This window comes from Edaphobacter acidisoli (assembly GCF_014642855.1).
GTDB classification, from domain to species: Bacteria; Acidobacteriota; Terriglobia; order Terriglobales; family Acidobacteriaceae; genus Edaphobacter; species Edaphobacter acidisoli.
On sequence record NZ_BMJB01000006.1, the window covers coordinates 1 to 24,765 of the forward strand.

General features: G+C 58.7%; 35 protein-coding genes and 2 pseudogenes. 4 read left to right on the top strand and 33 right to left on the bottom strand.

Annotation, left to right across the window (positions count from 1 at the left end; all coding sequences use genetic code 11):
• Nucleotides 1-209, top strand: a 209-nt coding sequence (locus IEX36_RS17575; protein WP_229669106.1) for a hypothetical protein, incomplete at its 5' end; no start/stop codon positions are given.
• Between the two features lie 11 nt (nt 210-220).
• Here IEX36_RS17575 and IEX36_RS17225 read toward each other — a convergent pair.
• The 26 genes from IEX36_RS17225 to IEX36_RS17350 all read right to left on the bottom strand — a co-directional run bounded on the left by IEX36_RS17225 (nt 221) and on the right by IEX36_RS17350 (nt 20,557).
• Nucleotides 221-3,100 carry a hypothetical protein gene (locus IEX36_RS17225; protein WP_188760825.1) on the bottom strand — a complete coding sequence of 960 codons (2,880 nt, stop codon included), beginning with the start codon at nt 3,098-3,100 and terminating at the stop codon, nt 221-223.
• Nucleotides 3,090-3,584, bottom strand: a complete 495-nt coding sequence (locus IEX36_RS17230; protein WP_188760826.1) for an HK97 gp10 family phage protein — start codon at nt 3,582-3,584, stop codon at nt 3,090-3,092. The genes IEX36_RS17225 and IEX36_RS17230 overlap by 11 nt, the downstream gene beginning before the upstream one ends.
• A gap of 69 nt (nt 3,585-3,653) precedes the next feature.
• Nucleotides 3,654-4,112 (bottom strand): hypothetical protein, encoded by a 459-nt coding sequence (locus IEX36_RS17235; protein WP_188760827.1) that lies wholly within the window; start codon nt 4,110-4,112, stop codon nt 3,654-3,656.
• Nucleotides 4,084-4,392, bottom strand: coding sequence for a hypothetical protein (locus IEX36_RS17240; protein WP_188760828.1), 309 nt, complete (start codon nt 4,390-4,392; stop codon nt 4,084-4,086). The genes IEX36_RS17235 and IEX36_RS17240 overlap by 29 nt, the downstream gene beginning before the upstream one ends.
• Before the next feature lie 59 nt (nt 4,393-4,451).
• Nucleotides 4,452-4,829, bottom strand: a complete 378-nt coding sequence (locus IEX36_RS17245) for a hypothetical protein (RefSeq protein ID WP_188760829.1) — start codon at nt 4,827-4,829, stop codon at nt 4,452-4,454.
• Nucleotides 4,830-4,922: 93 nt separating this feature from the next.
• Nucleotides 4,923-5,588, bottom strand: coding sequence for a phage tail protein (locus IEX36_RS17250; RefSeq protein WP_188760830.1), 666 nt, complete (start codon nt 5,586-5,588; stop codon nt 4,923-4,925).
• Between the two features lie 75 nt (nt 5,589-5,663).
• Entirely contained in the window at nt 5,664-6,095 is a 432-nt protein-coding gene (locus IEX36_RS17255; protein ID WP_188760831.1) for a hypothetical protein, read from the bottom strand.
• Nucleotides 6,096-6,479, bottom strand: coding sequence for a phage head closure protein (locus IEX36_RS17260; RefSeq protein ID WP_188760832.1), 384 nt, complete (start codon nt 6,477-6,479; stop codon nt 6,096-6,098). It abuts the gene before it with no gap.
• Nucleotides 6,480-7,346 (bottom strand): head-tail connector protein, encoded by an 867-nt coding sequence (locus IEX36_RS17265; RefSeq protein ID WP_188760833.1) that lies wholly within the window; start codon nt 7,344-7,346, stop codon nt 6,480-6,482.
• Nucleotides 7,343-7,540 (bottom strand): hypothetical protein, encoded by a 198-nt coding sequence (locus IEX36_RS17270; RefSeq protein ID WP_188760834.1) that lies wholly within the window; start codon nt 7,538-7,540, stop codon nt 7,343-7,345. Before IEX36_RS17270 ends, IEX36_RS17265 begins: the two co-directional genes overlap by 4 nt.
• 118 nt (nt 7,541-7,658) lie before the next feature.
• A complete protein-coding gene (locus IEX36_RS17275) occupies nt 7,659-8,162 on the bottom strand; it encodes a hypothetical protein (RefSeq protein WP_188760835.1) in 504 nt (167 codons plus the stop codon).
• Between the two features lie 93 nt (nt 8,163-8,255).
• A complete protein-coding gene (locus IEX36_RS17280) occupies nt 8,256-9,560 on the bottom strand; it encodes a phage major capsid protein (RefSeq protein ID WP_188760836.1) in 1,305 nt (434 codons plus the stop codon).
• Nucleotides 9,561-9,730: 170 nt separating this feature from the next.
• Nucleotides 9,731-10,948, bottom strand: coding sequence for a S49 family peptidase (locus tag IEX36_RS17285; RefSeq protein WP_188760837.1), 1,218 nt, complete (start codon nt 10,946-10,948; stop codon nt 9,731-9,733).
• Complete coding sequence (locus IEX36_RS17290) at nt 10,945-12,612, bottom strand: phage portal protein (RefSeq protein ID WP_188760838.1); 1,668 nt, start codon at nt 12,610-12,612, stop codon at nt 10,945-10,947. The genes IEX36_RS17285 and IEX36_RS17290 overlap by 4 nt, the downstream gene beginning before the upstream one ends.
• Entirely contained in the window at nt 12,613-12,795 is a 183-nt protein-coding gene (locus IEX36_RS17295) for a hypothetical protein (RefSeq protein ID WP_188760839.1), read from the bottom strand.
• A complete protein-coding gene (locus tag IEX36_RS17300) occupies nt 12,792-14,468 on the bottom strand; it encodes a terminase large subunit (protein WP_188760840.1) in 1,677 nt (558 codons plus the stop codon). The genes IEX36_RS17295 and IEX36_RS17300 overlap by 4 nt, the downstream gene beginning before the upstream one ends.
• A 10-nt stretch (nt 14,469-14,478) precedes the next feature.
• A complete protein-coding gene (locus tag IEX36_RS17305) occupies nt 14,479-14,916 on the bottom strand; it encodes a hypothetical protein (protein WP_188760841.1) in 438 nt (145 codons plus the stop codon).
• A gap of 207 nt (nt 14,917-15,123) precedes the next feature.
• Nucleotides 15,124-15,492: an HNH endonuclease gene (locus tag IEX36_RS17750; protein WP_188760842.1), complete on the bottom strand. Its 369-nt coding sequence runs from the start codon at nt 15,490-15,492 to the stop codon at nt 15,124-15,126.
• Nucleotides 15,493-15,495: 3 nt separating this feature from the next.
• Complete coding sequence (locus tag IEX36_RS17315; protein WP_188760843.1) at nt 15,496-15,924, bottom strand: hypothetical protein; 429 nt, start codon at nt 15,922-15,924, stop codon at nt 15,496-15,498.
• A 98-nt stretch (nt 15,925-16,022) separates the two neighbouring features.
• The gene (locus IEX36_RS17320; protein ID WP_188760844.1) at nt 16,023-16,202 is read right to left on the bottom strand and encodes a hypothetical protein; all 180 of its coding nucleotides are present in this window, start codon (nt 16,200-16,202) and stop codon (nt 16,023-16,025) included.
• A gap of 13 nt (nt 16,203-16,215) precedes the next feature.
• On the bottom strand, nt 16,216-16,809 hold the full coding sequence (locus IEX36_RS17325; RefSeq protein ID WP_188760845.1) for a C40 family peptidase: 594 nt from the start codon (nt 16,807-16,809) through the stop codon (nt 16,216-16,218).
• On the bottom strand, nt 16,810-17,301 hold the full coding sequence (locus IEX36_RS17330) for a M15 family metallopeptidase (protein WP_188760846.1): 492 nt from the start codon (nt 17,299-17,301) through the stop codon (nt 16,810-16,812). It lies immediately after the preceding gene.
• 112 nt (nt 17,302-17,413) lie between these two features.
• A complete protein-coding gene (locus tag IEX36_RS17335; protein ID WP_188760847.1) occupies nt 17,414-17,782 on the bottom strand; it encodes a hypothetical protein in 369 nt (122 codons plus the stop codon).
• Complete coding sequence (locus IEX36_RS17340) at nt 17,773-18,255, bottom strand: hypothetical protein (RefSeq protein ID WP_188760848.1); 483 nt, start codon at nt 18,253-18,255, stop codon at nt 17,773-17,775. Before IEX36_RS17340 ends, IEX36_RS17335 begins: the two co-directional genes overlap by 10 nt.
• Before the next feature lie 706 nt (nt 18,256-18,961).
• Nucleotides 18,962-19,957, bottom strand: a complete 996-nt coding sequence (locus IEX36_RS17345; RefSeq protein WP_188760849.1) for a helix-turn-helix domain-containing protein — start codon at nt 19,955-19,957, stop codon at nt 18,962-18,964.
• A 432-nt stretch (nt 19,958-20,389) separates the two neighbouring features.
• Nucleotides 20,390-20,557 (bottom strand): hypothetical protein, encoded by a 168-nt coding sequence (locus IEX36_RS17350; protein WP_188760850.1) that lies wholly within the window; start codon nt 20,555-20,557, stop codon nt 20,390-20,392.
• Between the two features lie 437 nt (nt 20,558-20,994).
• Between IEX36_RS17350 and IEX36_RS17755 the strand changes: the two are divergent.
• Nucleotides 20,995-21,348, top strand: a pseudogene (locus IEX36_RS17755) (DUF5131 family protein); the annotation flags it as partial.
• Between the two features lie 75 nt (nt 21,349-21,423).
• Here IEX36_RS17755 and IEX36_RS17760 read toward each other — a convergent pair.
• The 5 genes and pseudogenes from IEX36_RS17760 to IEX36_RS17370 form a co-directional block, all read right to left on the bottom strand.
• Nucleotides 21,424-21,942 (bottom strand): annotated as a pseudogene (locus IEX36_RS17760) (DUF5131 family protein); the annotation flags it as partial.
• Nucleotides 21,926-22,105 (bottom strand): hypothetical protein, encoded by a 180-nt coding sequence (locus IEX36_RS17585; protein WP_229669108.1) that lies wholly within the window; start codon nt 22,103-22,105, stop codon nt 21,926-21,928. The gene IEX36_RS17585 and the pseudogene IEX36_RS17760, both read right to left, overlap by 17 nt.
• A complete protein-coding gene (locus tag IEX36_RS17360; RefSeq protein ID WP_188760852.1) occupies nt 22,102-22,521 on the bottom strand; it encodes a response regulator in 420 nt (139 codons plus the stop codon). Before IEX36_RS17360 ends, IEX36_RS17585 begins: the two co-directional genes overlap by 4 nt.
• Nucleotides 22,518-22,796, bottom strand: a complete 279-nt coding sequence (locus tag IEX36_RS17365; RefSeq protein ID WP_188760853.1) for a hypothetical protein — start codon at nt 22,794-22,796, stop codon at nt 22,518-22,520. Before IEX36_RS17365 ends, IEX36_RS17360 begins: the two co-directional genes overlap by 4 nt.
• Before the next feature lie 32 nt (nt 22,797-22,828).
• A complete protein-coding gene (locus IEX36_RS17370) occupies nt 22,829-23,176 on the bottom strand; it encodes a hypothetical protein (protein WP_188760854.1) in 348 nt (115 codons plus the stop codon).
• Between the two features lie 193 nt (nt 23,177-23,369).
• On the opposite strand from IEX36_RS17370, the gene IEX36_RS17590 reads away from it, so the two are divergent.
• Nucleotides 23,370-23,630, top strand: coding sequence for a hypothetical protein (locus IEX36_RS17590; protein WP_229669109.1), 261 nt, complete (start codon nt 23,370-23,372; stop codon nt 23,628-23,630).
• A 9-nt stretch (nt 23,631-23,639) separates the two neighbouring features.
• On the opposite strand, the gene IEX36_RS17380 is transcribed toward IEX36_RS17590, so the two are convergent.
• Both IEX36_RS17380 and IEX36_RS17385 read right to left on the bottom strand, forming a co-directional pair.
• Nucleotides 23,640-24,026 carry a hypothetical protein gene (locus tag IEX36_RS17380; RefSeq protein WP_188760856.1) on the bottom strand — a complete coding sequence of 129 codons (387 nt, stop codon included), beginning with the start codon at nt 24,024-24,026 and terminating at the stop codon, nt 23,640-23,642.
• Nucleotides 24,027-24,038: 12 nt separating this feature from the next.
• Entirely contained in the window at nt 24,039-24,599 is a 561-nt protein-coding gene (locus tag IEX36_RS17385) for a hypothetical protein (protein WP_188760857.1), read from the bottom strand.
• Between IEX36_RS17385 and IEX36_RS17390 the strand changes: the two genes are divergently transcribed.
• Nucleotides 24,571-24,765: hypothetical protein (locus IEX36_RS17390; protein WP_188760858.1), on the top strand; the 195-nt coding region annotated here is incomplete at its 3' end. The two genes, IEX36_RS17385 and IEX36_RS17390, sit on opposite strands and share 29 nt — an antisense overlap.

Below are 24,765 nucleotides of genomic sequence, written 5' to 3' on the forward strand. Positions count from 1 at the left end.
CCGAAGATCGTCAAACACTTGAAAACAGAGGTGGAAAGACTCAACAAGCCTTCAGTGAAGAAAGGATAGCAATGTCCTTACCTTGTGTCAAGGGGATAATCTTCACTCAAAATACTGCTTTCCCTGCACAGATCGACTTTCAGCCGACGATTCAGCCCCCGCAGGCTATTTCGACTCGCTCCGAATGGAGCAAAAAAGAAGGTTGGTAATTTAGGCAAATTTAGCTTCGCATCGACGGGCGCCGCATTCTCCTCTCATCGATTGCTCTCACAATGTGCGGTGCAGCCTCCATCACGGCACGCTGCGCCGCAGCATGAACCTGCGCCGGGTCCGTCGCACCGCGCGCGTCGATGTTCCAGTGATGATGATATGTATCGCCGCCCAGCGCATGGTTCGGAATGATCGTGCCCGCCGAGCGCGGAGCCATGATCTCCGGGCCATTCTCGCCGACAAGCATCAGCGAATTGCCGGGATAGTCGCCGCCGTCGGCAAAGCCGGGAATCTTCAGCAAGGTGCTGAATGCGCTCGCAACCATGCTGCCGATGCCCGCGCCGCTCGAACCGCTTCCGCCTCCGGCCTGGACCACATTCGGCATCGCAGCCGCGGGCATCGCCGAAAGGATGGATTGCAGATCGCTGCTCATGCCCACGTTGCCTGTGTCGCCTCCGCCTGAAAAGTTCATGAGCTGCTTTGGCACCGCATATTGATTCATATGCCCCGCCACCCGCACCCACAGCGCTCTGGCTTCAGACGTTCCATCGATGCCGAACTTGCCCTCACCAAACTTCAGCGCTCCCGCGGCGGCCGAGGTGAAGATCTCATGCCCCGCGCTCGTGAACTGTCGGCCACGGTCCCAGCTCGGTCCCGTCAGCGCGTTGACGATAGCCCCATTGGTGCGGTCAATCGAGTTATTCAGCCAGGATTGCATCACCCGCGAAGCATCGGTCGCAGCCTGCGCGAACTCCTCCAGCGCTCGGGTCGCGCCATAGACGGCTGACTGATCGGCGTCCTTCACCGCATAGGCGTCCTGCTGGATGCTGATCGTGCGCCTGCTCTCCAGCTCCGCAATCTGCTTCTTCAGCGCGTCGATCTTCTTCTGCTGGTCCTCTGCGCCGTTGCTCAGCAGCGGATTGTTGGTGTAGGCCTTCTTCTGCGCCTCCAGCCGCTGCAGCTCGGCATCATATTGCTGCGCATGGATCGCGGCCAGTTGCAGCGCAGCCGCCTCCTGGCTGATGCTCTTCCCGGCCTCGTTGCGAATGCGCATCTCTTCGAGCGCCATCCCGGTGCGCACCTGCATGGCGTAGATTTCGTTCGAGACATCGTATCGATCCTGTTGTGCCCGCGCATCGTGCTGCCGCCAGGTCAACAGCGCATCGTCCTTCGGCGCAACGGTGCCATTCCTGCGCACATCCTCGGCCATAAACCGCGCAATCCTCTGATGCGCCTGCCGTAACCCTTCCTCGGCCAGTGTCCGCTGCTTGGCCTCAATGGCGCTATATTCATCGGCATAGGCCGCTGAGCCTTTGACGAGCGTGTCCTTTTTCTGCTCCCAATAGTCGTACTCGGTCTTTAGATCGACATTGCGCTCGAGGATCATATGGTTGAGCTGATCCTGAAACTGCTTGATCTGTTTCTCTGCCTCCCTGCTCGCCGTGTTCGTCAGGTCGCCGACGCCGCCAAAACCACCCTTGCCGCCCTTATTGCCTTTTCCATGATCGCCCGGAAGAATTCCGGTAGGCGGCGCGTTCATCGCGGCAACTATCCTGGCATAATCGTCTTGGGCTTTCCCGATGTCGGCAATGGCATCCTTCGCCCTTTTGGCCTGATGAGCAGCAGCGGCTGAATGGCTCGTCGAAACATATCCCTGCGGCGTAAGCGTATAACCATGGGAAACAAAAAAATGAGAAATCTCAGCGTCGAGCCACACTAAGCCGTCTTTTGACTCCCGCAGAGCTTCAACAAATGCAACCAGAAACTGCGTGTCCAGCTTGATCTCTTCGCCGAACCGCGCGCCCAGATCGTTGAACGAGCCCACGCCGCCCGTCAGCGCTTCAACCCCAGCAATCACCTGAGTGAGCGCAGGCGTCAGTCCTGCCGTAAAAGAAAGCCCAGCCCCCTCCACGTGCTGTTGCAGATCAGCCATCCGTTCTTTTGTCGCTTCCAACTGCTCTGCGAGTTTGCCGTTGAGTTCAACGCCTGCCGCTGACGCCTTCTGCTGGAAGATCTGCCAGTTGTCCCCCAGTTCGATCAGTGTGGCGATCTGCTCAGCGCCTGCCCGCTGGCCGAGGAGTTGGCTGGCTAGCTCCACCCGGCGAATCGGGCTCTCCGTCTGCGCCAGCGTCGACGCGAACTTGCGAAAGGCGATTTCTGCCCCATCGGTGCGATTCGCCAGATCCGTTGCATTCAGACCCAGCGACTTCATAAAGGCCTTCGAAGTCTTATTGCCCTCGGTGGCCTGCGCAATCATGCGGTCCATGCGCGCAACCGCCTGCGCCATCCGGTCAAAGTCGCCGCCCGTAACCGCAGCCGCATAGTGCAGCGTGGAAAGTGTGCCGACTTCCAAACCTGTCTCGCGGCTTGCGCGCTGCATCGCCTCCGCAAACTCCAGCGATCGCGAGACAGCTTCCTTGAGTTGGTCGACGATCTCACCCGCAGCAGCGATTCCAGTAATCGCTTCCAGTCCCTCCGGAACCGCCTCACGCAGGGAAACGCCTCCGATGCGCTCTTTCAGGCTGACACTATCGTGGGTCTTCGCGCTGACTTCGCTCGCTCGCGCCGTCTCCAGCTTGGCCGCAGCCAGTCGCTGATAAGCAGCGGCCGCGGCAGTAACGCCCGTCGCCTCGTCAAGAAATCCCTTGCGTGTCAGCGCCTGAATCCGCATCGCGTCAATCGACGCCTGCCGCTCTTTTTCTCTCGACTGAACGATGCGAACACTCTCTTGTGTTACTGCATCGCCGGAGTATTTCGCCGCCAACGCTGCCGCTTTGGCAGCTTCAGCATTGGCCTTTCCGGTTGCAATCGCGGTCGCGCCGACTTCCTTGAGTGCCTTCGTCGCCTGCGCGCCGTCGACAGCGACAACAACTTCAACCTTATTTGGCATCGTTTTCTCCAATCACTTCATCCAGGACATGCATCATGGCCTCTTCCGCGCTTCCCTGCGCCGCTTCAAACGCTGGCCGCACGAATGGATGAGGCGGTACATCTTCACCGGCAACGCCGGTTCCGCGCGTCTTACCATTTCCCAACAACGTCAGCGAGCCGCCGTGAATTTCGCGGTGGCCATATTCCACGTCATGCGCAACGCGCTGCAGACTCGGCTTTGGTCCAATATGCCCTTCGACCGGAACGGCATTCTTCGGTATCAGAATGCGGATACCAGCCTTCATCGCGCCCGGTTCGAGCGAATCGCTTCCCGTTGTCTTCTTATCCAGCACGGGCGCACGCTCCACCATCTCCTGCCGAAACACCGTAGCCCCGGCCCGCACCATGCGAACGGCGGTTGCGCCGGTGATTTCCTCGCCCAATGCGCTCATCTTTGCACCGAGGGCATCGAAACCACGAAAATCCATCTCCATCTCTGCCATCGGGAACCTTATACACAAAGAAGAGAGCCGCCTGCAGGCGGCTCTCTTCTTTGCTTCAAAACCTTCGACTCAGTTGACCGAGAAACCCAATGGACGCGACCACTTCGCCACTTCTTTGTGCGTACGGAAATCGAGATAGCTGATATATTCCAAACCTGCATCTCCGTCGCGCCCTTGCGACAAAACACAACGTATCATCGCATCCAGCAATTGCTTATCGCTAAAGGAAGCCTCATAAAAGGCATCTCCAACCTCAACCTTTGCCATGTCCCCATGCGAGTCGTACTCCCCAATGACTCCTGATGGCACGGCTCGAAGCGCATCACGGCATTTAGCTTCGCGCGTGGGATTCGCCGGAGGAAGCGATGCCGCAACACTCGAAGCTGCCACAATCGCGGTCGTCTGCGCGCCATCTTCCTGATGCACACGATGGGCCACATAAAGACCAAAGCCGATTACCACCACGAACACCCACAGCCTTTTCATGCCGCGCAGTATATCATCTTTTCGGCTTGAACCCAGCCGCAAGTTTCCAATAGATACGCAGATCTTCGATCTCTTTCTCGCGCTGCCTGCGGCTGAGACGCTTCGGCTTTGCCGACGCTTCATTCTTCCAGAGCGACGGCATGAAGTCCTTCGCGGTGAGCTGCTCCTCAAACTGGATAAAACCACAACGGCGCACCATGGCCACGATCTGCGCGCCCATGATCTCCGTCATCTCGTCCGCGCGGCGCAGCTTTACCTGATGTTCTTTTACGAGTGCTGCAAAATAACGCGGATCGATCTCCAAAAACTCTTCGCGATGCATCCCAAGGTGGACGCGCGCAAAGGCTAGCGCTTGATTCCAGAGCTCCTGCCGCCCGGCTCCTATGCGGGCTCGAGAGGGCGGCCGCTATCAGCCTCCGGCTTCGGCATATTGCCGTTCCATGCTTCCAGCATGGCATTGGTGATGGGCAATGCCAGTTCACGCGTAAAAAGCTTTAGCGCCGTGTCGAAATCCATCTCTGGCTGGTAATGGTAGAGCGACACCGCAAACAATGTCCGCACGCTATCAAACGTCAGGTTGCCAATACGCAACAGTAGATTCGCATCATGTCCCGCAGCCAGCAGTTTGACCTCCGCGCGAGCCAGCGCCCTGTGATTGAAGCACATCTTGTAGGTTTTGCCGTCAATCTCAATCTCAGTGAACGGCAGGGTGGGGTCGATCTTCTCAGCAGCAGAATTGAAGCGTGATTTCTTGCTCATAGAAACCTTTCAGAACACAAATTTGGGGAAAAATAACCGGGCACGGCTTCCCAGGTGCAAGCCGCGCCCGGCGGAGGAAAAGGGAGAAGAAGGCTAGCTGCCCTCGGTATAAGTCGGCTGTCCAGTGCGCTGCAGGCTGACCGAAACGGTGATGGACTTGCCGACCGTCACCGTCTCGTCGTACTGCTCGACGAGTGCGGCAAACACCACGGTATCGCCGGAGGTGGTCTGGCCCTGCGCCATCGGGAAGATAATCTGGAACATGAATGCCCGCTGATCGAGGAAAGCGGCCTTCAGCAGCGTCTGGCCGGGATCGGTCGACACCCGGTTCCCCTGCAGGGCAACCTTGCCGGTATCGAGCAGCGTCTTCAGCCATTCCTTGTTTTCGCCGGACTGGAAGTTGGTAATGTCTTCGACATCCCACTTCTGCCCGCTCACCGGCGTCTGCTTCATCTCATAGATGGGGACGAACGGGACCACGCTGAGCGCCACCGCCGAGCCCGTCGCCGTCGCGTCCTGCGAGAGCGTCAACGTGCCGGAGCCGATGCTGGCAATCGTTGTGCCGGTAGGAATGCCCGTACCGGAGATAGGCTGACCCGCATAGAGGCCCACCGTGCTCGACACCGCAGTGACCGACGCGCTGGAGGTGGTCGTCGAGCCGGTAATGCTGATGGGATTGCCGGTATAGTCCGGCGCGTCCGGACCGATGGAAACCAGCATATTGATTGCTGCCTGCGCCTTGCTGTTCTTGTATGCCATATCATTCTCCTGGGTGAATCAAGATTGCCTTCGCCCAGAGGGCGCAGGGTTGAGTGTTGGGGGATGGCGGAAGTTTCAAGCGAAGTTGAAGTTGAAATAGAGATAGAACTCGACCATGCAGCGGTACTGCCGCGCTGCACTTTCAAAGAAATCGATCATCTGGATCAGTTCGGCACCCTCCAGCCAGCTTCCATCGGGAAGTGCGCCTCGATATCCATTCAGCAGTTGCGTCAGCGCGTCGCGCACCTGATATGCGGTCTTTGCCCCCGATGCGCTGGCCGTTCCAACGGCATAGCAGTCAAATTGCACACGGAGCATCTGCAGCCCGGAGGTTTCGAACGTCGGATCACTTCTGCCTCCAACAATCTGAAACGTGATGGCGGGTCCCGTAGCCAGCGTTGCGCCGATGTTCTCCGGCAGCGTGATCGGAAATATCCGGTTCGCCGTGATGGCTTCCAGCCCGGACCCCGCCTGCACGATCAACGCTACGATGCCTTCGAGAATCATCTATTGCGCTCCATTGATCTCAAGGCAATGCAGGTGCAGCACACGGTTGCGCTCCTGCACGTTCTCCGGCGTTTGAATCAGAAGAATGCGGCTTCCAAACAGCACGCGCATTCCCCCTTGAATCACAAGGCTGACTCCTGGCCAATACATCGAGACGCGATGCGTTACCTGCGCAGAAAACTGCCCTTCCTGATAGGCCTCACGCTGCGAGATCGTCTCGATCGCCGCCATGCACGTGAGGATCGTGGCCCACGTCTCCGTCTGGCCGCCGAGCGAATCCTGCGTCGTGGACTGCGCCTGCACCGAAACCTGATAGCGCAGCGAGCCCGGCGGAATCACAAAAGGATTGCGATTCCTATGCCATGGAAAGGGCCAAGTCGCCATCTATGCCACCCGGTTCCTGTACATTTCCAGCAGCTCCGCGATGATGCGCGGAGTTGGAAGATCAACGTCGACGCCGTTCTGAAAGAAGAATGCAGCCATAAACTTGATGGCCTGACGAACACTCTCCGGCACCGGCTGTCCCACATAAGCCGATACATTGGTCACCGCAACAGTCGCGCTGGCTGCGAGCGTTGCCCGCCCGTTCTCGTCAACAGAAGCAATGGTCGTCACCAGATTGGCTGCCGCAGTGCCCGCGCCCGGCACGCTCACCGCCTGGCCAACATCCCCGGCATTGAAGACGGGGCCCACCAGAATCGGGGAATTTGCTGCCATCGACGCCGGAACCGAGCCGCCGTATCCGCACTTGAACTGCACCATAACCGCATTCGCCACGTAGCGGAGCGGCGGCCACGGCTTGGCCCACGGAGGCAGTAACCGCGCGGGCCTCGTGTCCGAGCCGGGATCGAGCTGATACCCATAGATGGGATCGTTGGGGTTCGAGCCATAATCCGTGCTCTGGGTCAGCGGCTGGATATTTCCGTCCACGTCGACATACCGCATAAACGCAATCGACTGGAATGGCGGCTTCGGCAGGCGAAAAGCTGCGTTGAAAGCCCCGCCGGTGCGATAGCGGCCATCAACAAAGGGCCAGCTATCGCGCTGCAGTAGCCACGTCTGCGTCATGAAGGCAGTGCGCGTGTAGTTCTCGCAATACTGGCGTGCCGCCAGTAGCAACGTCGTCAGTTGGCTCGTGAGCTGGCTGTTGAGCGTGGAATCCGCCGGCGTCCCAAGCCCAAGCTGCAACATCATCTCCGCGACCGACACCGGCTCTGCCAGCGGTGCCGCGATTTGGATAATCTCGTTCAACGACGCCTCCGGCGCGTGATGGGTTCAGCCGCGCGAGGTAAAGCCACCTCGGGCGTCGCGGTTTCAATGGGCATCGCACCGATCTCCGCGCGAATGTCCACGGCACGGCCATCGGCAAGCATGGCGCGGGCCGCTTCGGGCGACACTTCCACCACCTCGCCTGCGCGGCGGCCAATCTTCAAACGAATTCGCATAAGAAATCCTTTTGCGACGTTGGGGAGCAGGAGGCTCCATGCCGATCCTCCTGCTTTCTCCCATCCGTTCCAGAGCGTCGAGGGGAACGACTCTGGTGCTAGGCGCTGGGTCCAGCGCTTAGGTGGTTGCGGTTGGCTGCTGGCTGCCCGGATAGTTCAGCCCAGTCAGGATTGCGACCGCCGAGGCATAGTCCGCGCCGGAGCCGCACGCCAGTTCGAGCTGCAGGTAGGGCAGTCCCGCCGGCAGTTGGTCAGCCTGCACGACGATCTCGTAAAACGTGTTTGCCGTGTCGGCAGGCGTGAATCCGGCCGATGTCGCAGCAAACGCCGTCGACGGCGTGCTTCCGTTGAGCGAGAGCGTATCGTTCGCGTTCCCGGAGGTTGTTTGTTTGTAGTACGTGAACGGGATGGCCGTTGCGCCGTCGCCCGAGATGTCCGAGCAGGCATTCAGCGTGATTGCACCTGGCGCAATGGCAAGTGCGCCGAGCTGGATGATGATGTTGGCCTTCGCCGCGTTCTTCAGGTTGAACGGCGTCGCTGCGACGCCGCCGCTGATGCTTTGCGGCGAAAGGATGGAGATGACATGCCCCTCTTCTGCGAGGTTGATTCCACGTGCTCCCATAGTGCTCTCTCCTGCGGCCGTAAGAGCCGCTGTAGGCGACGGGGCCGAAGCGTTCAGCCCCGTCACGGTTGAAGTGCTGCCGACTGCGCTGGCTTACGAGCGGGTGGCGACGGCAACGAAGGAGCTGAGCGCCTGCGAGCCCTTGTACGGGGTCACGGGAGCCTTCTGCTTCGGCTTACCATCGTTGCGCATCATCCAGCGGAAGGCCGTCTGGCCGGTGAGGAACTGCACGTGGATCGATGAATCCGCGCGAATGCCGGACCGCTCGCCGATGAGGTACTGGTCCATATCGGCGAGAATGATGTCGCCGACGGTTCCCAGCGTTGCTGCCTGCTCAATCGGGATGACCGGATGACCGAGAATCGTGCCGTAACCGCCATCGTTGTTGCCACGCATCCCCGGCTGCACATACAGCGCGACTGCCGTGCCCATATCGCCCGGAATCGTCAGCGCATAGAGTTGCGACTCAATGTTCTGGTTGATGAACCACACCGAGTTCTTGCGCCCGCTTGCCAGGCTGGCCGCGTGCATGTTGAGGATGTTGCTCGTGGTGATCGTCGCGGCAGCCTGACCGGAATCCTTGGCCACTATGACCAGCGCGCCCGAATTCAGGATGCCGAGGAACTGCCCGGAGCCCAGCCCGTTGATGCACTCATCATCAAGCGTGAACGCCATCGCCTTCGGGAAGGTTTTGGATGCCCACGCCGAAAGCGCATCGGTATCCTCCAGCAACTCTTCCGTCGCGTAGAGCAGCCCGATCAGCTTGTTGTTGATCAGTTCGATCAGTTTGAAGTTCGGCTTCGACGAGTTATACAGCGCAGCTTCCGCCTCGCGGTAGACGGCGATGCCGCCATACCGGAAGCCGGGCAACCGGCTGTCTTCGTTCACGCCAGGGATCGTCAGGCGAGAAGTCCTCATCGGCGTGCGGTCAGCGCGGCCCGAAACCTGACCCTCGTTCCACACCCGGTCGATGATCTCCGTCGACTGCTCCGTCGGAACCAGAAAGCCGCCGTCCGCGTCCGAGGTCTCGCTCGCTCCGAGCGCCGCCTGCAGACGTGGGTCGGTGACGTGTCCGCCACGGATGGTCGTCGCCTTGACCGCACCAAGGAACTCGCCAAAGTTCCGCCACGGCTTGTCTTCGCCACGGTTATGGCCAGCGGAAGCGCCAGCCGCTCCGGTCGCGGACGCATCCACGGTGGGAGCAGTTCGCTCTGCTTCCAGCAGGCCCGCTGCGCGATCGATATTCGTGCTGTACGACTTGATTGAAGCCATCAGGGCGTCAAACTCCGCGCTCTCCGCATCGGTCAGGTCGCGGTTCTCGCTCTCGGCCAGAGTGCTCAACGCCCTCGCCTTCTTCAGAGCCTCTGCCTTCTTCTGCACCAATTGCATAATATTCATCGGGGTTCCCCCTCCATGGGGCGGTTATGGTTCAGGTGGTCGCGCCTGCGGCAGTCTGCCATCGGGCAGAGTTCCTTGCGCAAAAAAGCCCGGAGCGATCCGGGCATTCATGGGGAGAAGAGGAAGCCCCGCATAGGCGGGATTTCCTCTGATTCAAAAGTCCTCAGAAACTAGGCGCCAGCAAGCTCCAATTGACGCCGATACCGCGCATGCGCTGCCTCGATAGAGGCTCCGTCAGCCGAAGCCAGGCTGTCGTCGCTGACCTCGATGCCATGCTTCTTCGCCGCCGCCTTGATGCGGGCGCGCGCGCGCTTCTTTTCTTCCGCGTCGGGCATCTCCGTCTCACTCCAACGCGAAATCGCATCGCGAATGTGCGCCTCGGTCTTTTCGTCTGTCGAGAACTCGATGGGCAGATGCCAGTCTTCTGTTTTTTCCGATCCCTGATAAGCAAAAGCCGATTTTTCAAGATCTTCGCCATCGACTCGCTTGGTCTTCTTCTCACCGGCTAAAACCTCGCCGCTCACCAACCCATAGGGCGAACTTGCGCCCTGAATCACGGCGCCATAGCGCGCCAGCACTTCGTCGAGCGTCGCCACGGTGTCCGCCATGCCGATCTTCACGGCTTGCTTCGCGCCAAAGACCTTGCCTTGCCCGTAGGTCGCATGCACATTGGCCTGCGATGTCTTGCGGCCCTTCGCCACCGCCGCCTCAAACATGCCGCCAAAGTCATCGACCATCTGCTGCATATCCTGCCGGGCGCCGTCGCCCAACGGTTCATAGGGGTTTCCATTGGTCTTGTTCTCGCCGTAACTGATCAGCGTGACTCTGATGCCTAGATTGTCGAGATATTGCGAATCGTCCTCGTGAATCGAATAGACGCCGACGGAGCCGATCAGCGCAGAAGGCGCCACAACAATCTCGCTACACGCTGATGCAAGATAATATGCGGCGGAAGCACACATGCCGCCGGTGCATGCGATGATCTTTTTCTGGCCGCGCGCTGCGCGGATCTCGCTGGCAAGTTCGTCGACGCCTTCGACCGTCCCTCCGGGCGAGTCGATATCGAGCACAATCGCTCCGACATTCGGATCGCCTACAGCCTGCCGAAGCTGCCCAGCGAGCTGCAGCGTGGACGCGCCCCAACCAAACCGCGAGACCGTTCCATAGACGGGAATTACCGCAACGCTGCCCTTCGCTCCGCTGGCCAGCCGCGCCGAGCGTGCAGCCTGGATGCCAAGTGCCGCGGCAAGAATTGCTTCTTCCGTGGCTCCCAATACGCTGCGGGCCGCGCCAACGCGCACCAGCGCCTCCAGGGCCTTCAAGTTCTCGGGCCGCATCGCCCATACCTGCCCATACATCGCCTTGCGGACACTCTCATATAGCGTCATTGCACTCCCTCCACGGCCAGGGCCGCTAACTTTCTCGGTTCGGTTGCAGCGACGTGCTCAATCCACTCCAGCGCCGCCGAATGTGTCTCGTCTTCCTCGTCCGCCAGCAGCAGAGCAAGATGCTGCGCGCGCGCATCGCATGCAATCTTCACCATCAGCGCTACGCTCGCTTCCATGTGGAACACATCTGCAATAAACCGCGTGTGCTCCACATAAAACTGTGACGCCTCGGCGAACCCGGCATCCCCATCGATCATGCGTCGCACGGCGCTCACTTCTTTTCGCACACAACGGTCCGCCGCACCCGCAGCGAGCAGTTCCAGCCGTCCGCGTGTCGCCGCCATCGTTGCCGCATCTGGCGTGCCCGACCCCGCACCGTCGTCGGAAGCATCATCATCGCTTTCAGGATCATCCGGTGCGCTCTTCACAATTTGCGAAGGAGCTACCAATTGCGACAACGGCAGCAGGTTCGCCGATCGCCAGAAGAGCTTGCCCTGTCCGTTCGGAATCGGGTTCAGGTCCTCCAGCTCGCGTACATCATCAGGGCACATCCAGGAGTTCTGAATCGCTGTCGCATAGCCGGCGAACCGCGTGGCATTGTCCCCGCGTAGAAATGCGGCCATCGAAAGCTTCGCGTAAAAGCGCGAATCGGCCAGCAGATCGCGCTGCACCGCTTGCTCCCACATGATGTTCATGGGATGCACGGTGTACTGCGCGTTCATGATGTTGAACTGCTCTGTGCTGGCGAAGGTCGCAGCCTTGCCGCTGTCGATTCCGACCATGTGCGGCAGAACGCCCATAATGGAGCAGATCTGCGTATCAGAATATTTACCACCCTCAAGCAACTGCCCATCCACAGGAGTGACACTCAGGCTCTTTGCGTCCATCCCTAGCGGAAGCATCATGGCGCGACCGCGATGCTTTCCGGCGTTCCCTGCCTGCACGCTCCGAATAAAATCCAGTTCATCGTCTTTCGTTTTGAAGTTCCCGCCGGAGAAGACAAGCCCCGTGCGAGCGTCATTTTTCAGCCAGCGGGCCGTATAATCCTGCCGCGCCAGCGCGAGTCCCATCACATCGACTCCCATCCGAATGCGAGACTGCCCCAGCCAGATCGAATCCGACCAGTCCCGCAGATGAAAGATTTCTTCCTGAACAAAACGTTCGGTCTGGTTCGTCAGTGGGTTGTCATACACATAGATCGGGCGCCGTGTCTTCGGGAGCACTTCTACCTTCACCCGATCAGGATGCAAAGGCCACAACTCGCTCACGAACCCGTCGGGGCCGGGAACCTTCAGCGCATAGGCATTTCCCCGCAGGTCCACATGCGCGTTCATCATGTAGCGAAAGTCATAAGCCGTCTGCACTGGATTCGGACGGCTATAAAGCAACTCGTAGAGCGGATGCTCCGTCGCGGTCCGGCTACCTCCTCCCACAAGGTCCGTGCGGATTTTGAATGGCTGGATGGCAATCATCTTGCCGCGCACTGAGACGCATGCAAGCACCATCGCCAGCCGCTTGGAAGTCTCCGGCGTGACCCTCATTCCCGCAGATGATTCCTGGCCACCGGCTGGCTCGTACCAGAAATCGTCCCACGGAGCAGGTGCGCCGCCCACGTCGGCCCGCAGCCGCAGACCTCCGCGGAAGATGCTTTCAATCAGGTTCAATTATTTGCTCCGGAAAGCGTCGTACGCCACAAAAACAGCGGGAAGAGCAATCGCGAGCCCGGCCAATATCCAACCAGCGGGGCGCCACGCCAGATCGGCGCCGCGCACTACCAGGCTGACGCCGATCGCAGCGATCAGAGCCGCAACTGTCATCGTCCAACTGCGTTGTTCAGTCTTTTTCATACATAAACCACATACGGCCGCGTATATTGCGCGTCTGGAACCTGCATCGCGCGTCCCAGCGCCATCGCGCTCGCTACCATGCCGTCAATCTTTTCCTTGGACCGGCTCTTGTCCATCTTCATGTTCCCAGCGGGGTCCATGTAGATCACCACGTTCAGCGCCATCCAGCGCAGGACAGGATTGCCGCCGTGCGCCCACTTCCCTTCAAGCGTCAACTCCATCAGCCGCTTGACGGGAGCATGCATATCATTGAAGCCCTGCCCCCACTTCACCATCGTGAAACCGTCCTCTTCGAGGTTTCGCACGAGATCGCTGGCGTTCCAGCGGTCGAACATGATCTCTTTGATCGAGTAGAGCTCGGCCATCTCATGAATCTTCTCGCGGATGGCGCGGTAATCGATGATGCGCCCGTTCTTCGTCAGGTTGAATAGGCCCTGACGTGCCCAAACGTCGTAGGGAACGCGGTCGCGCTTGACCCTGTCCTGAATGCTCTCCTCGGGTAGAAAGAACTCAGGGACGACGTACCAGAAATCATCATCAGGGACCGGCGGAAACACCATGACGAACGAGCTGATGTCCGTCGTCGTCGAAAGATCGAGTGCGCCAAAGCACGAACGGCCACGGAGCGCCATGCGGTCCACAACGCGTGCGGCGCATGGGTCCCAGATGTGTGGAGGCATCCACGCCACATCCGACGTGGTCCACACAGACATTCGAAAGCGCAGGAAGCTATTGAGCGAGGCAGGGTCGTTCTTCGCCTTCGCGGCAGCTTCGCGGAGTTCCTTGAGCTTGACCATGACCCCGAGGCCGGGGTTGGCCTTGATCCAGTTCCTTTCGTCCTCCCAGTCGTCGCCTTCGTCGAGGCCGCAGATCCATGCAAACCAGGTATCGTCCTGAAAAACTCCCTCAAGCACTTTGACGCTATATTCGCGCTTGCGCCAGCAGATGGAGTGCCGATCATATCCAGAGTTCGTGCAGGCATAAAGCAGCGGACTATCCCGCTTGCCCATCGCCGATTCAAAGACTTCCCAAAGCTTCGCATTCGGACTCTCATGCAGTTCATCGAAAACGATAAACGACGGCCGCAGGCCGAGAAGCAATTCAGCGCCCGAGGCAACCGGCTCAAACTTGGCCGCCGTACCCGGGATGTGCATATTGTCGAGATAGCAGGTGACACGCTCGCGCAAAAATGGCGAACGCTTGAGCATGAGCTGCGCCGTGTCGAAGACAATGCGCGCCGTATCCTTGTCCGTTGCTGCGCTGTAGATGTGCGCGCCAGGCTCACCGATCCCCAGCAGTTCATAGAGACAGAGTCCAGAGGCTTCAGTCGACTTGCAGTTACCTCGCCCGATCTCGTTATAGGCAAACTTGAATCGACGGAAGCCGGTATCCTTCCACCTCCAGCCATAAAGTATCCAGAGCTTCGCCTGCTGAAATGGCTCAAGTACGAAGGTCTGGCCATCCAGCGTTCCTTCCACATGCTCAAGAAACGTCGGGAAGAAGTCGATGACGTGCTGCGCTGCATCCCGATCGAAGACGAGGCCACGTTTATCACCCTCTTTGAGGTCCTTGACATGACGCTCGATCTGAAGCCTGACCAGGCGCGAGGTAACGATCTTCCCCGCAAGTACGTCCCTGATGTACTTCTCTGCGACTGAGAGCTTTTTCGCCATCGAAATCGACTCAGCCGGCTCGCTGCCTCGCCCTGGTAAATTCGTCGAGCGGATTGACCGTCTTCTTTGGGGCTTTCCCGCCGATCCCACGGATCGCGCGTCCTTCAGGTGTCATGCCAAGCCCCTTCAGCATCAAGCCGTACTCTTTCAGCGCCTGCCGGTATCCCTTCGAGCCGACGCGACTGGCTTCCAGGCCCATCCTGCAAACGGCAGCGAGATACTCCGAATCCGAAGCCGTCAGCAAGCCAATGGGTGCTTCAGCAACGAGCTTGTTCCAGAGGGCGAGGAGCTTCGGTCCCGAACCGTGCTCGGAAAGAAAATCCGCCGGAGGATCGCCGATTGGCCCAGCCGTCTCCGGCTCTTCCCGGTCATGAAATCGCTGAGGGTTTTTAGCCTTTGCCCCAGTGATTTCATGAATAGCATTCGCTTTGCGTGGTCTTCCCGCCATAGAATCGCCATGAGAGCCTAAAAGGGTTCATGAACCTCAAAACGACCGCAATTCAGCCCCTAAGCCGTCTTAGCGGCTGAATGAAGCCCATCCGTGCAGATCATTGAGAAAAAGCGAAATTCGAGGCATTTCCCCGTGAAAAATCTCATTTTGTGGAATCGCATGTTTGTTTGCGCAGCGGTCTAGGACAGAAAGGCTCTAGAGATTTCACCCACCCCGGTAAGGACGGCCAAAGCCGCCATCTTCTTCAGCCGTTTTCACGCTATGGCACGTGGCGCAGAGTGGTTGCCAATTCGACCGATCCCAAAACAGCTTCTTATCGCCGCGATGCGGAATGATGTGGTCTGTATGGGCAGCAGGCACAAGCACTTCCCCATGACGGCCCTTTGGGAATCCCACACACATCTTTCCAAACAGAAACGCGCGACTAGCCCGCTGCCATTTCCCATCGTACCCACGCTGCGCTGCGGTGGGACGCATATCCCTCCCGCAGCCTTTCGCAGCGCATTGCTGGCAATAGCCACGCTCCACAAGATTCGAGCAGTCAGGCTTATTCGCACATAGCTGCAAAGGCATCCGCTACTTTGCAGCAGCAGCCGCAGGAGGCACCGTCGTCGCCGGGCCCGTCTGCAGGTTGTAGACGTTCTGCGCGAACTGAGCGATTGCCGCCGGGATGCCGCTCGTGACGTTCTTCGACTTCAGAATCGCCGTCAATCCAGGTGTCACGGCTGCCAGCACGAGTGCCATCTTCTGTTCGCCAGTCAGCGTAACGCCGGTAGCCAGCGAAGCCTCAGCCGTCTGCTGCGCGCCAACGATGGCGTTCAGCACCAAATCATATTCCGGGCCATACGGCGTCAGCGCCAGAAACGGCTCTGCGGACACGGCAACGCCCTCAGCGGCATTGATTGCCGGTTCAGCTCGCTTGAAGAACGCACCGATTTTGTCGATGAAGCGTTCGAATCCATTCTCAGTTGTGGTGGGAGCGGTTGTAACTGCTGTTGTACTCATCGTATTCTCCACTGCTTTCGCAGACGTGCTTGGCACCGCCGCCACAGAGGCAGCGCTGCTCTTCTTTCCAAACCATTTCGCGGGATTCAATTCAATCTTCACTGCGCATCCTTTTGAATCAGTCCCAGCAACGTGCGCAACACGGCGAGTGCAACCACGGCATGGCTCGCACCCTTCGGCAACGTCATCACCGCAACAATCACAGCGATCACCGAACCAATCAGAGCCTGCGCCGTCGTCTTCCAGTTCGCCGTCAGTTTGTCCGTATCGATCACCATGACACGTTCCTTCTCAAGCCGCAGGCATTTCCAGCATGCAGATCGCTTCCACGCTCGGATCGGTGTAGATGTCCTCTGGCGTTGGATAGCTCGGATGTGCAGCATCCACCTGGTAAGCAAATGGCGCAATCGCTCGCGCGCCAGCCCAGATCAATCCCGAGCAGTACAGCTCACCCTGCGGATGCACTACCGGAAGAAAATGCAGCAGCCGGTTCGCAACGATGCTGACCTCCTGCCGCCAGTCGTACTTATCGTCAATCAGCCCAGCCATCGTATCCAGCATCGACAGCCGTTGCATAAATGACAGATTCCGCCGCGCCAGAATCAGCGTGCCATCCTGAAACCCGGTATAGTCGCTCAGCAATCCAAAGTGGACGCCTTTCGTGACAGTCGCTTCCAGCGTCATCCACGGACCCTGGCTATAGGGCAAATGCGCCATCAATACATGCGAAAGCGGAGAATGCGTGACGCCTTCAATCGCACGCGCAATGGGATGCTGCCCACAACAAAAGACAAGATCGCCCCACTGAAGATATTTGCGGTAAAAGTCATCCTTCGTGACCGAAGGGATGCCGCTGCTTTTCAGATCCGTGAGGTGCGCCGCCATCTACGCAGACTCCTGCAAAGGCCCATACTTCGCCCAGAAATTCTTCATGCTTCCCGCAGAAAGCAGCGTGCGCGCTGCATCATCAGGACTGACTGGAATGTTCGGCAACTGAAAATGCGGTCGATCAGGAAAGCTCGTCCATCGCGCTCCTGCAATCAATCCCTGCGCCTCGCCGGCGGAGATCATCGTCTCCCAATCCAGCGAACTGGCATCCCAGTTCGGTGTCCACACCGCAGCACCACGAATTCCCGGCGCACAATCGACAGCGAGCCCATAGTTGTGCCAGGACTGCCCACCGCGCGCGTTGGTCACAATCGAGCCAGGCGCCGTGCGCCCCTTCGCATAATCCGCATTCTGCTCCTGAAGCGTGCGCAGTCCTTGAATAACGCGAATGGTAATACCGTCGGCCGCAAGTGCCGCAGTCATCGCCTGCACCTTCGCAGCAAGCACCGGATGAACCAGACTCAATCGAATTGCGCTGACGGTATCCATAGCACTCTCAAAATGAAAACGGGCAGCCCTTGGGGAGTCTGCCCGTCGTCATGCTCTGTTCTTTCCGCCCTTTCGCAAGATTGGATTGAACAACAAACGTCGAACTTGTATCTCAGTGCCCGCGCAGAATCGCCATCGCAATATTGGCCAAAATCGTTGCGCCCGTCCCGATAATTCCGCCCAGAATTCCGCCAATCCACGCCGCCGTGCGTGCTGCCGACTTGACTGCAGTGCGGTCATTTTCGAGCGACTTGATGCGGTTCTCATGGTCGCCAGCCGTAGCTTCCACCATGGGCAGCCGGCCATGTTTGGTGTCTTCACCAACTTCGCCGAGCAACTTGATCGTCATCTTCTCCTGCGCGTGCTTCAAATCTTTGATCTCATCATGCAGGGCGCTGAGATCGTCGAGAATGCGCTGTCCAAAGGTCACCTCTTGCACTGGCTCTGCCTCCAGACGCTGCTCTGGCCGCACTAAAGACATGCGCTCTCCACGACTCTCACTTCATTCAGCAGATTGCCGATCTTCCCCCAGGCATTCTGCTTGTTTGTCGCCCGCTCCACACGATCTTCCATTTTCACGTGGATTCCAACTCCACTGCGCTCAACACTCTCCGCGAAGATCCGCTCGACACGCGCTACTTTCTGCTCTTCGCTCATCCTCGCAGTGTGCGAACGCCCATCTTTGAACGATCTCCCAGCCAGCGCTTCGACATCCTTGCGGGCAAAGACGACTACGGCATCTTCATCCCGCACCTCAACCTTTCTCGTGGGGCGCATCTTCCGTTGCTTCGCCAATGGCCGCAACCGTCGAAAACATGGCGTGATCCCATCTCGGTCCATACCCTCTTCTACATGGCCGCGCCGAGCCATGCGACGACCAGCTCTCAGCGACACGAAAGCCTCGATGCGCAGGACTGCGCCATAACCGTAGAGCCGATAGCTCTCGATCTCCATTTTTCTCACTCCATTTTTTGGGAATCTAATGAATCCGCGATTCCGCTAACTCTTCGCGGCTCCCCGGTGTTCCGTCCCGGTCTCTTCTGCTTTTTCAGCCAACGCACCCGAAGGGTGTCGATTCAACGCTGCGCAAGGCAGGATATGTTTTGCACTCGGACAACTATCGGAAAGAACCGAAAATACTGCAAGAGAAATCTGCGCTACCCCGCGCAAAACGCGGGAACCCCGCACAAAACGCGGGAAAAACCGAAACATCGGCGAAACATCATGTACCGCCATGCATATGCCAATCGGGTTTGAGAGCACTGCTGAGAACTTCCTTGGTTAGCTTCTCGTGCCCAGCATCCCACGCCTCCGCAAATTCGACTCCAGCTTCAGAGCATCCCCATCCTGCATTGCACAGAACCCGGCAGAGGCGCAGAACTTCGATACCACTCATTTTCACCGCATCCCAGCACCAATTTCCGTACCACGATTTGTAGGGGGCGCAGCGGAACCTGAACCGCGCGACTTTGAATCCCATAGTTTCGCGGGAGTCGTGAGGGCGTGGGGGCACGTCGAGCCAGACGAACTCCGGGCTGGGCCATGTGCGGGGTTCTAAGCTGATGTCGCAACCGTCCGCTCCATGAATCTCGATGCCGGCCACATGTCCATCGAAGTTTCCGTTATCGCCGTCATTACAGCAAATCGAAACGGTTATCATTCAACCTCCGAGAGGGTCCTGCCTATAAATGCCAATGGAAGCCTCGCGTCCGCGCGATATCTCACGTAGCGCGTTTCGGTCGTAGGGCCACAGCTCCGGCTTTGCCCAAAAACCTTCCGCAAAAAACCGTGTCCATCCCCATCCATGGCGCATCAGGCTGCGTTCCGAGATGAAGCGCCGCACCATCGTCACCGCGAGATCACCCGCAACTTCTGGCGTACACTTCGCACGATCACAGTGCATCTCCAGCGCATCGCCGATCGCCACCACAAGCCGATCCTGCTTGCGCTGGTCGCTGATGTTCAGTTCGCGCAACACACGATGCGCCTGCCAGAGCAGCGCCGCCGCTTTGCGCGCCGCCGGCGAAACGCGCACACCCGCGTCCCCGCTTGCGGGGACTATAGGGGTAGTATTTGGTTCTATGATGGTTAAATGACGGTTCCTAAAAATATCTTCCTCATTCGAAAGCACTTCCGAGGGGGGCATGTCATGTCGTTTTGACGCAGATGTCACGTCGATTTGCTCCGATGTCATGTCGTTTTGCTCGGTTGAGGTTCGAGGTGACATGGTGTCATGTGGATTTCCGCAAGCCTCAATCTTTGCAGCATAATTCACGCTTGCACGTGACACTATGTCACGTCGTTTTTTCGGCGCCCGCGCCCGCTTCTCACACTCTTCCTCGCGGGTTTTTCGTGCGGTTTCGGCCGCGGCGCGCAGCTTCGCCAGGTTGAGCTGATAGAGATTGCCATAGCGCTGTTCGCCATCGCGGACTACGCGCCGTCGCCGCGCCACCGTAAACCACCCTTCCGCTTCGAGCGCGGCACGCACACGTATCAACTGACGCACGCTCAGCCGGCTCTTGCGCGCCAGCAGCTCGTCGCCAGGCCACGCCACGCCCGCATCGTCGGCATTGTCCGCCAACGCGAGCAACACGCTATGCTGGCCAAGATCCTCCGGCCCACCGTCAAACACCATCCCCATCACCCGTGTGCTCATACTGCACCTTCTCCATTGCTGGCCGCTCCAATATCACGAGCCCCGATTTAGTTATGCCGCATCGCCGCCACCCGGCCTTGAGAAAACAATATCCAGGGTTGCTTGACCTAACCTTTTCCGCTGCGACGTAGGTGTAATGCCTGCTAAAAGGCCACACGACATCAGCAATCGCATCCGCCTGTCGAATGAGTTCTGAACTGCGATATGCTGATTCGTTGCGAAAGAAACAGCAATTGACTCCGTCTTGCCCGCTGTCATCGATAAACTTCCGCCAGGCAAATCCAGCATCGGCATTCCTCGTCCGTAACACCAACTTCGGCCCGACAAACAACCTACGTTTCCTCCCGTCGGCAAATGAGCGGGCAGAATAGTGTCGTTCGTACAGCTCTAGCACGCTACGATCACCGTCCCTCGTCAGCCACCAAAGAGGTGTCATCGCGAATTAGCTTGCTTCTCATCTTTGAACTCAAATCCGCGCTGGCCCTTCGGCGGCGAGACGGCGAACTGCGCTGGCTTGCCGCACGCCTGGCACACCGGCCTTCCGCGTCCGCGATGACACTGCTTCTTCCCGCACCCGCACGTCCACCATGTCGCTTTCACGCTTTGCCCTTCGAACAGTAGTAGTCCGAGCCGACCCTGCGGCCCTCCAGCGCGATGCCGGCCTTCCGCGCCTTCCGGGCCAGCTCGCGGTCCGTCGAAGCGACATGCGTTGGGTTGCGGCACTTCACCTTCAGCGCGCGTCCCGGTTCCAGACGCACAAACCGCTCCCACAACTCACCGATGCGCCCCTGCGGATGCCGTCGAGGCTGCGATGCTTCCGGCACGTCCTTGACGCTGATCTCTTCGGCAATCAGACGGTCAGCGCGCACGCCACGAGCTGCCAGCGTCAACGGCACATGGCTGGATGCCACGCGACTGACGGCAATCTCAGGCAAATCATCCTTGAGGACGTCAGCCACGATTTCATCGGTCCGTTCTTTTCGGACCGCGCGCCTCTCCGCCGGCGTCATCGGCCCAGCGCAGCGCCCACGATGCGGATGCTTCCCGCAGCCGCGCGGACAGAGTCTCGTCTCCAGTTCGGACTCCTGCTGCGAAGTCGCAGATTCCGGCTGCGCAGCGGCTTTGACAATGTCTGGCTCGGCGTTTCGGTCGAAGACCGGAAGACGGCGGACGAGCGCATCCCACTGCTGCTCCAGACGTCGGCGGCGGTGCGGTTCATCTCGGCTGAGCCTTTGCTGGGGCCAATTGACCTGAACAATATTCGGGCTCACGAAGATCCTGAATGGTTTTCGACATGCCTCACAGCGCAAGACATTTACTGGACTGACGCCGGTGAGATTAGCGATGGCCCTGACCACGGCAAGCTGGATTGGGTAATTGTCGGCGGTGAAAGTGGACCCGGTGCGCGTCCGATGCATCCAGACTGGGCGCGGAGCCTCCGCGATCAGCAGCGGCCAGATATTGAACGCATTGGCTGCCCGCCGTATCCACTTCGGATGCTCCGAGTCGTATCCCGGCAACTTCTTAACATAGGTGAATGCAAGCTCACGAGCACCTGGCGAATATACCCGGTAATGGTTCGTGAACCATTTCAACATCCGCTCCGGCCGCTTCGTCAACACCTGAAACGTGTGCTGCGGGCACAGCGCCATCACGGCGAAAATCTTGTCACGCATATCGTCGGTGACATTCTCGTGAAACAGATCACTCATCGAGTTCACAAAGATCCGGCGCGGCCTCGTCCACTTCAGCGGGTCGAGCAGATGCTCTTCGACAAATCTCACTTGACCGTTCCATTGTGGTCTGCGCTTGCCATCTGCGCCGATCTGCACCAAACCCTCATACGGTTGCCCCGGGCCGCTGAATCGATAGGCCGCGCGTTCCGCATAGCAGTGACGGCAGCCTTCGCTCACACGCGAGCAGCCGCGAATCGGGTTCCATGTTGCATCGGTCCACGAGATTCCCGTCTTAGTCCCCATCGGCATACTCCACTAGCGAGACGAGAAAGCTGATGAGAAAACAGGCCCCCATTACGACGCCGAGAAGGACGGACGGAAACGCCCACCACGCGGGATAATGTGAATCGGCCCACGCTGCAAAATAAACAAAAGCAAAACCTATGGCCATGCAACCGAAAGCTTTTCTCATGCGAGCCCTTCCATTATTGGCATCCATGCAGGCGGCGGTAATTCTCGCTTCCTTGGGCCACGCTTCCGGGCTGTCAATATCCGCAGCCGCTCAATCAACACAGCCGCTTCTACTCCCTGCGGCAGAACCACATCGGCAAAGCACCCCGTCTCCTGGTCTGGCAAATCCTCGACCAAGAGCACGCGCAGATCAGGCAAGCATTCCTTCGCCGCAGACGCGAGGAAATTCCCCGATGCCCCTTTTCCCATCTCGATCAGGAACACGTCCGGGCATGTGGCGGCAAACAGCAGACGCATTGCCTGGTGCGGATTGGATGAGCGGCTTACCCGAAAACCCCGGGTAGACAGCGCAAACGCGCGAAGCGAGATCAACTCTTGATTCGGCGAGCAGTACAACACCGTCTTCTTCGGCCTCATGCTGTTCCCTCACTTTTCCTGAAACGGGCGATGACGGGCCTGCGAAGCCGCGAGATCGTATTGCGGTGCACGCCGAGCCTCGTTGCTGCCTTCTGGCAATGCCCCTCCTCACACGCAACCGCTGCGCTCACCGCACGCAACCGAACTTCTTCCTCGATGCGTTCCAAGGTCCAGCCGTTCTCGACCAATTTGCGCATGTTCACGAAAAACCTCGATTCCCCCTGAAAATTGCGGCCCCACGGTGTTTCATCGGCGGAGGCTGGCCGTTCACGCATCTCGCGTAACACCATGCCGTGGGGCCAGCCCGCTAGGCGACAACTGGAAGATTGCCCAGTTCCGTCACGTCCGATGTATGCAACCGCTGCATCAGCCACGCCTTGATCGTCTCCATCGCAGTCAGTTTCCAGCGTCCCGCGTCGGCCTCGATCAACGCACAGAGATTTCCCTTTTGCTCGTCGCTCTGGACGCGGAAGATGTAATCGCCATCGGGCTGTTCCACTTCGAGAAACGTGCGAAATGGCTTCAGCGTCACGCGCGGCTTCAGGGTCTGGGTTTTGACAAGATGGGTGCCGCTCTTGACGGCGACATTCTGTGAGAAGCCATCGTCCTCCTGCCGCAGCTCTGCGATCTTGGCAATGTTCCCCGCAAGGCTCACCAGGGCGTCCAGATCGATCTGGTGTCTGCACAAACATCGACCGCAGATGGATATTGAACATCTCCTGCCCAATGAACGAGCCAAACGGGAAAACCCGCTCCGGCTTATGTGCCTTCGCGCTGATATATGTCTGCCGTCGCCCGAATTTGTCCGACTCCAAAGAGATCAGGTGCACTTCATCGAATGCACTCACATGGACGAGCGTGCCAGCAGGATCGAAATTCTCGACTCCAACCTCCAGCAGCTTCACAAAGCCGGAGAGCGTATCGACCAGGATGGGCTCCGGGCTCGGAGGCATGAAAAGCGTCGTCGACTTGTTTTTGTCGAGATGCAAAAATCCATCGACCTCGAAGACTCTGGCCGGTGCCAGTTCCATCAGTCGATCAATCGTCGCTACAGTCAAATCTTCCATCAGCGTGATCCCTTCTTGCGCAGCGCGCATTTGCTCGATTAGCGTTTCCGTTCAATTCAGTTTTGGCTTTGGCGCGGGCTCGTCAGAAACATCACTGAATTCAATCTGCTGCTGTTTGGTGTTGCGTCCGAATGCAAGGTGCTGGCCATTGCGGTTGGCGAAATACATCGTCGCTTCCGCTGGTTTCAGTCCAGCCAGTTTGGTGTCCACCGTCGCCTTATATTCCGCGCCACTTCGGTCTTTGTAGGGCGCAGCTTCGATGGTCAGAACAATCTTCCGCTTCTGCGTCGGCTCCGTGTTCGGGTCGGCTACATTCGCAGCCAACCGGTTCAAAGCTTCGTTGAACATCTCGTACACAGCGCCATTCGCCATGTTGTCGATGCTCAACAGTTCCGGCAGCCCATCATGAACGACCGGGTTTGCATCTTCTTTCGCCATCACTCTCCTCCTTTACCGCTTCGCCCCAACTGTTGCGCTGACGAGCTCGTGGAACTTCGCCAGAAAGCGTTCAGCGAGATATTCACGCGAAGACGAGCGTGGCGGAATCGTCAACTGAAATGGCTTGTAGGCATCTCCCCACTGCGCCGGGCGCCCCATCAGATCACGCAGTTCGGTCGAGAGCATGCGCTTGTCTGTAACGTGAATATCCTTGGGCAGCTTTTCAGGGATGCCGAAGCGCATGGCAATCGCACCCCACCACTGCGCTTCCAGCGCGCGATAAAGTTCAAACATCGCCGTCTGCTTGAGCGGCCCACTGACATCGTTCAGATAGGCCTCCGGCGCATCGTGCATCAGGAATGCCAGGCGATGCTGCGGTAGCGACTGCTCGACGCCCAACAGACAGTGTTCAGCAACGGTATAGGGGCGCACAGCATGGCCGGTAAAGCGCTCAATCCCGGCCAGCGACCACGCAATATCATCAATCGACAGATCGGCTGTCTCAGGCCACAGCAGGTCGATCCAGCGTCCGGTGTAGGTTTTGATGACAGCAGATTCACACAATGGCTTCACGGGAAGCCTCCATAGCTATTGGAATCGGTGCAGCAGACATGAGGGCAAGCAGCATATCCGCTTGAGCGACGCGCATAGCTTTTCGCGCGGCGGCGGCGGCGGCGTAGGCGTCGGCGGCGGCGGCGGCGGCGGCGGCGGCGTAGGCGTCGGCGGCGGCGGCGGCGTA

Bases quoted from the DNA above. Each gene is read 5' to 3' on its own strand.
- IEX36_RS17225 (WP_188760825.1), bottom strand. From the start codon at position 3,100: ATGCCAAATAAGGTTGAAGTTGTTGTCGCTGTCGACGGCGCGCAGGCG.
- IEX36_RS17230 (WP_188760826.1), bottom strand. From the start codon at position 3,584: ATGGCAGAGATGGAGATGGATTTTCGTGGTTTCGATGCCCTCGGTGCA.
- IEX36_RS17240 (WP_188760828.1), bottom strand. From the start codon at position 4,392: ATGCATCGCGAAGAGTTTTTGGAGATCGATCCGCGTTATTTTGCAGCA.
- IEX36_RS17245 (WP_188760829.1), bottom strand. From the start codon at position 4,829: ATGAGCAAGAAATCACGCTTCAATTCTGCTGCTGAGAAGATCGACCCC.
- IEX36_RS17250 (WP_188760830.1), bottom strand. From the start codon at position 5,588: ATGGCATACAAGAACAGCAAGGCGCAGGCAGCAATCAATATGCTGGTT.
- IEX36_RS17255 (WP_188760831.1), bottom strand. From the start codon at position 6,095: ATGATTCTCGAAGGCATCGTAGCGTTGATCGTGCAGGCGGGGTCCGGG.
- IEX36_RS17260 (WP_188760832.1), bottom strand. From the start codon at position 6,479: ATGGCGACTTGGCCCTTTCCATGGCATAGGAATCGCAATCCTTTTGTG.
- IEX36_RS17270 (WP_188760834.1), bottom strand. From the start codon at position 7,540: ATGCGAATTCGTTTGAAGATTGGCCGCCGCGCAGGCGAGGTGGTGGAA.
- IEX36_RS17275 (WP_188760835.1), bottom strand. From the start codon at position 8,162: ATGGGAGCACGTGGAATCAACCTCGCAGAAGAGGGGCATGTCATCTCC.
- IEX36_RS17280 (WP_188760836.1), bottom strand. From the start codon at position 9,560: ATGAATATTATGCAATTGGTGCAGAAGAAGGCAGAGGCTCTGAAGAAG.
- IEX36_RS17285 (WP_188760837.1), bottom strand. From the start codon at position 10,948: ATGACGCTATATGAGAGTGTCCGCAAGGCGATGTATGGGCAGGTATGG.
- IEX36_RS17295 (WP_188760839.1), bottom strand. From the start codon at position 12,795: ATGAAAAAGACTGAACAACGCAGTTGGACGATGACAGTTGCGGCTCTG.
- IEX36_RS17300 (WP_188760840.1), bottom strand. From the start codon at position 14,468: ATGGCGAAAAAGCTCTCAGTCGCAGAGAAGTACATCAGGGACGTACTT.
- IEX36_RS17305 (WP_188760841.1), bottom strand. From the start codon at position 14,916: ATGGCGGGAAGACCACGCAAAGCGAATGCTATTCATGAAATCACTGGG.
- IEX36_RS17750 (WP_188760842.1), bottom strand. From the start codon at position 15,492: ATGCCTTTGCAGCTATGTGCGAATAAGCCTGACTGCTCGAATCTTGTG.
- IEX36_RS17315 (WP_188760843.1), bottom strand. From the start codon at position 15,924: ATGAGTACAACAGCAGTTACAACCGCTCCCACCACAACTGAGAATGGA.
- IEX36_RS17320 (WP_188760844.1), bottom strand. From the start codon at position 16,202: ATGGTGATCGATACGGACAAACTGACGGCGAACTGGAAGACGACGGCG.
- IEX36_RS17325 (WP_188760845.1), bottom strand. From the start codon at position 16,809: ATGGCGGCGCACCTCACGGATCTGAAAAGCAGCGGCATCCCTTCGGTC.
- IEX36_RS17330 (WP_188760846.1), bottom strand. From the start codon at position 17,301: ATGGATACCGTCAGCGCAATTCGATTGAGTCTGGTTCATCCGGTGCTT.
- IEX36_RS17335 (WP_188760847.1), bottom strand. From the start codon at position 17,782: ATGTCTTTAGTGCGGCCAGAGCAGCGTCTGGAGGCAGAGCCAGTGCAA.
- IEX36_RS17340 (WP_188760848.1), bottom strand. From the start codon at position 18,255: ATGGAGATCGAGAGCTATCGGCTCTACGGTTATGGCGCAGTCCTGCGC.
- IEX36_RS17345 (WP_188760849.1), bottom strand. From the start codon at position 19,957: ATGAGCACACGGGTGATGGGGATGGTGTTTGACGGTGGGCCGGAGGAT.
- IEX36_RS17585 (WP_229669108.1), bottom strand. From the start codon at position 22,105: ATGAGAAAAGCTTTCGGTTGCATGGCCATAGGTTTTGCTTTTGTTTAT.
- IEX36_RS17360 (WP_188760852.1), bottom strand. From the start codon at position 22,521: ATGAGGCCGAAGAAGACGGTGTTGTACTGCTCGCCGAATCAAGAGTTG.
- IEX36_RS17365 (WP_188760853.1), bottom strand. From the start codon at position 22,796: ATGCGTGAACGGCCAGCCTCCGCCGATGAAACACCGTGGGGCCGCAAT.
- IEX36_RS17590 (WP_229669109.1), top strand. From the start codon at position 23,370: ATGGACGAGCGTGCCAGCAGGATCGAAATTCTCGACTCCAACCTCCAG.
- IEX36_RS17380 (WP_188760856.1), bottom strand. From the start codon at position 24,026: ATGGCGAAAGAAGATGCAAACCCGGTCGTTCATGATGGGCTGCCGGAA.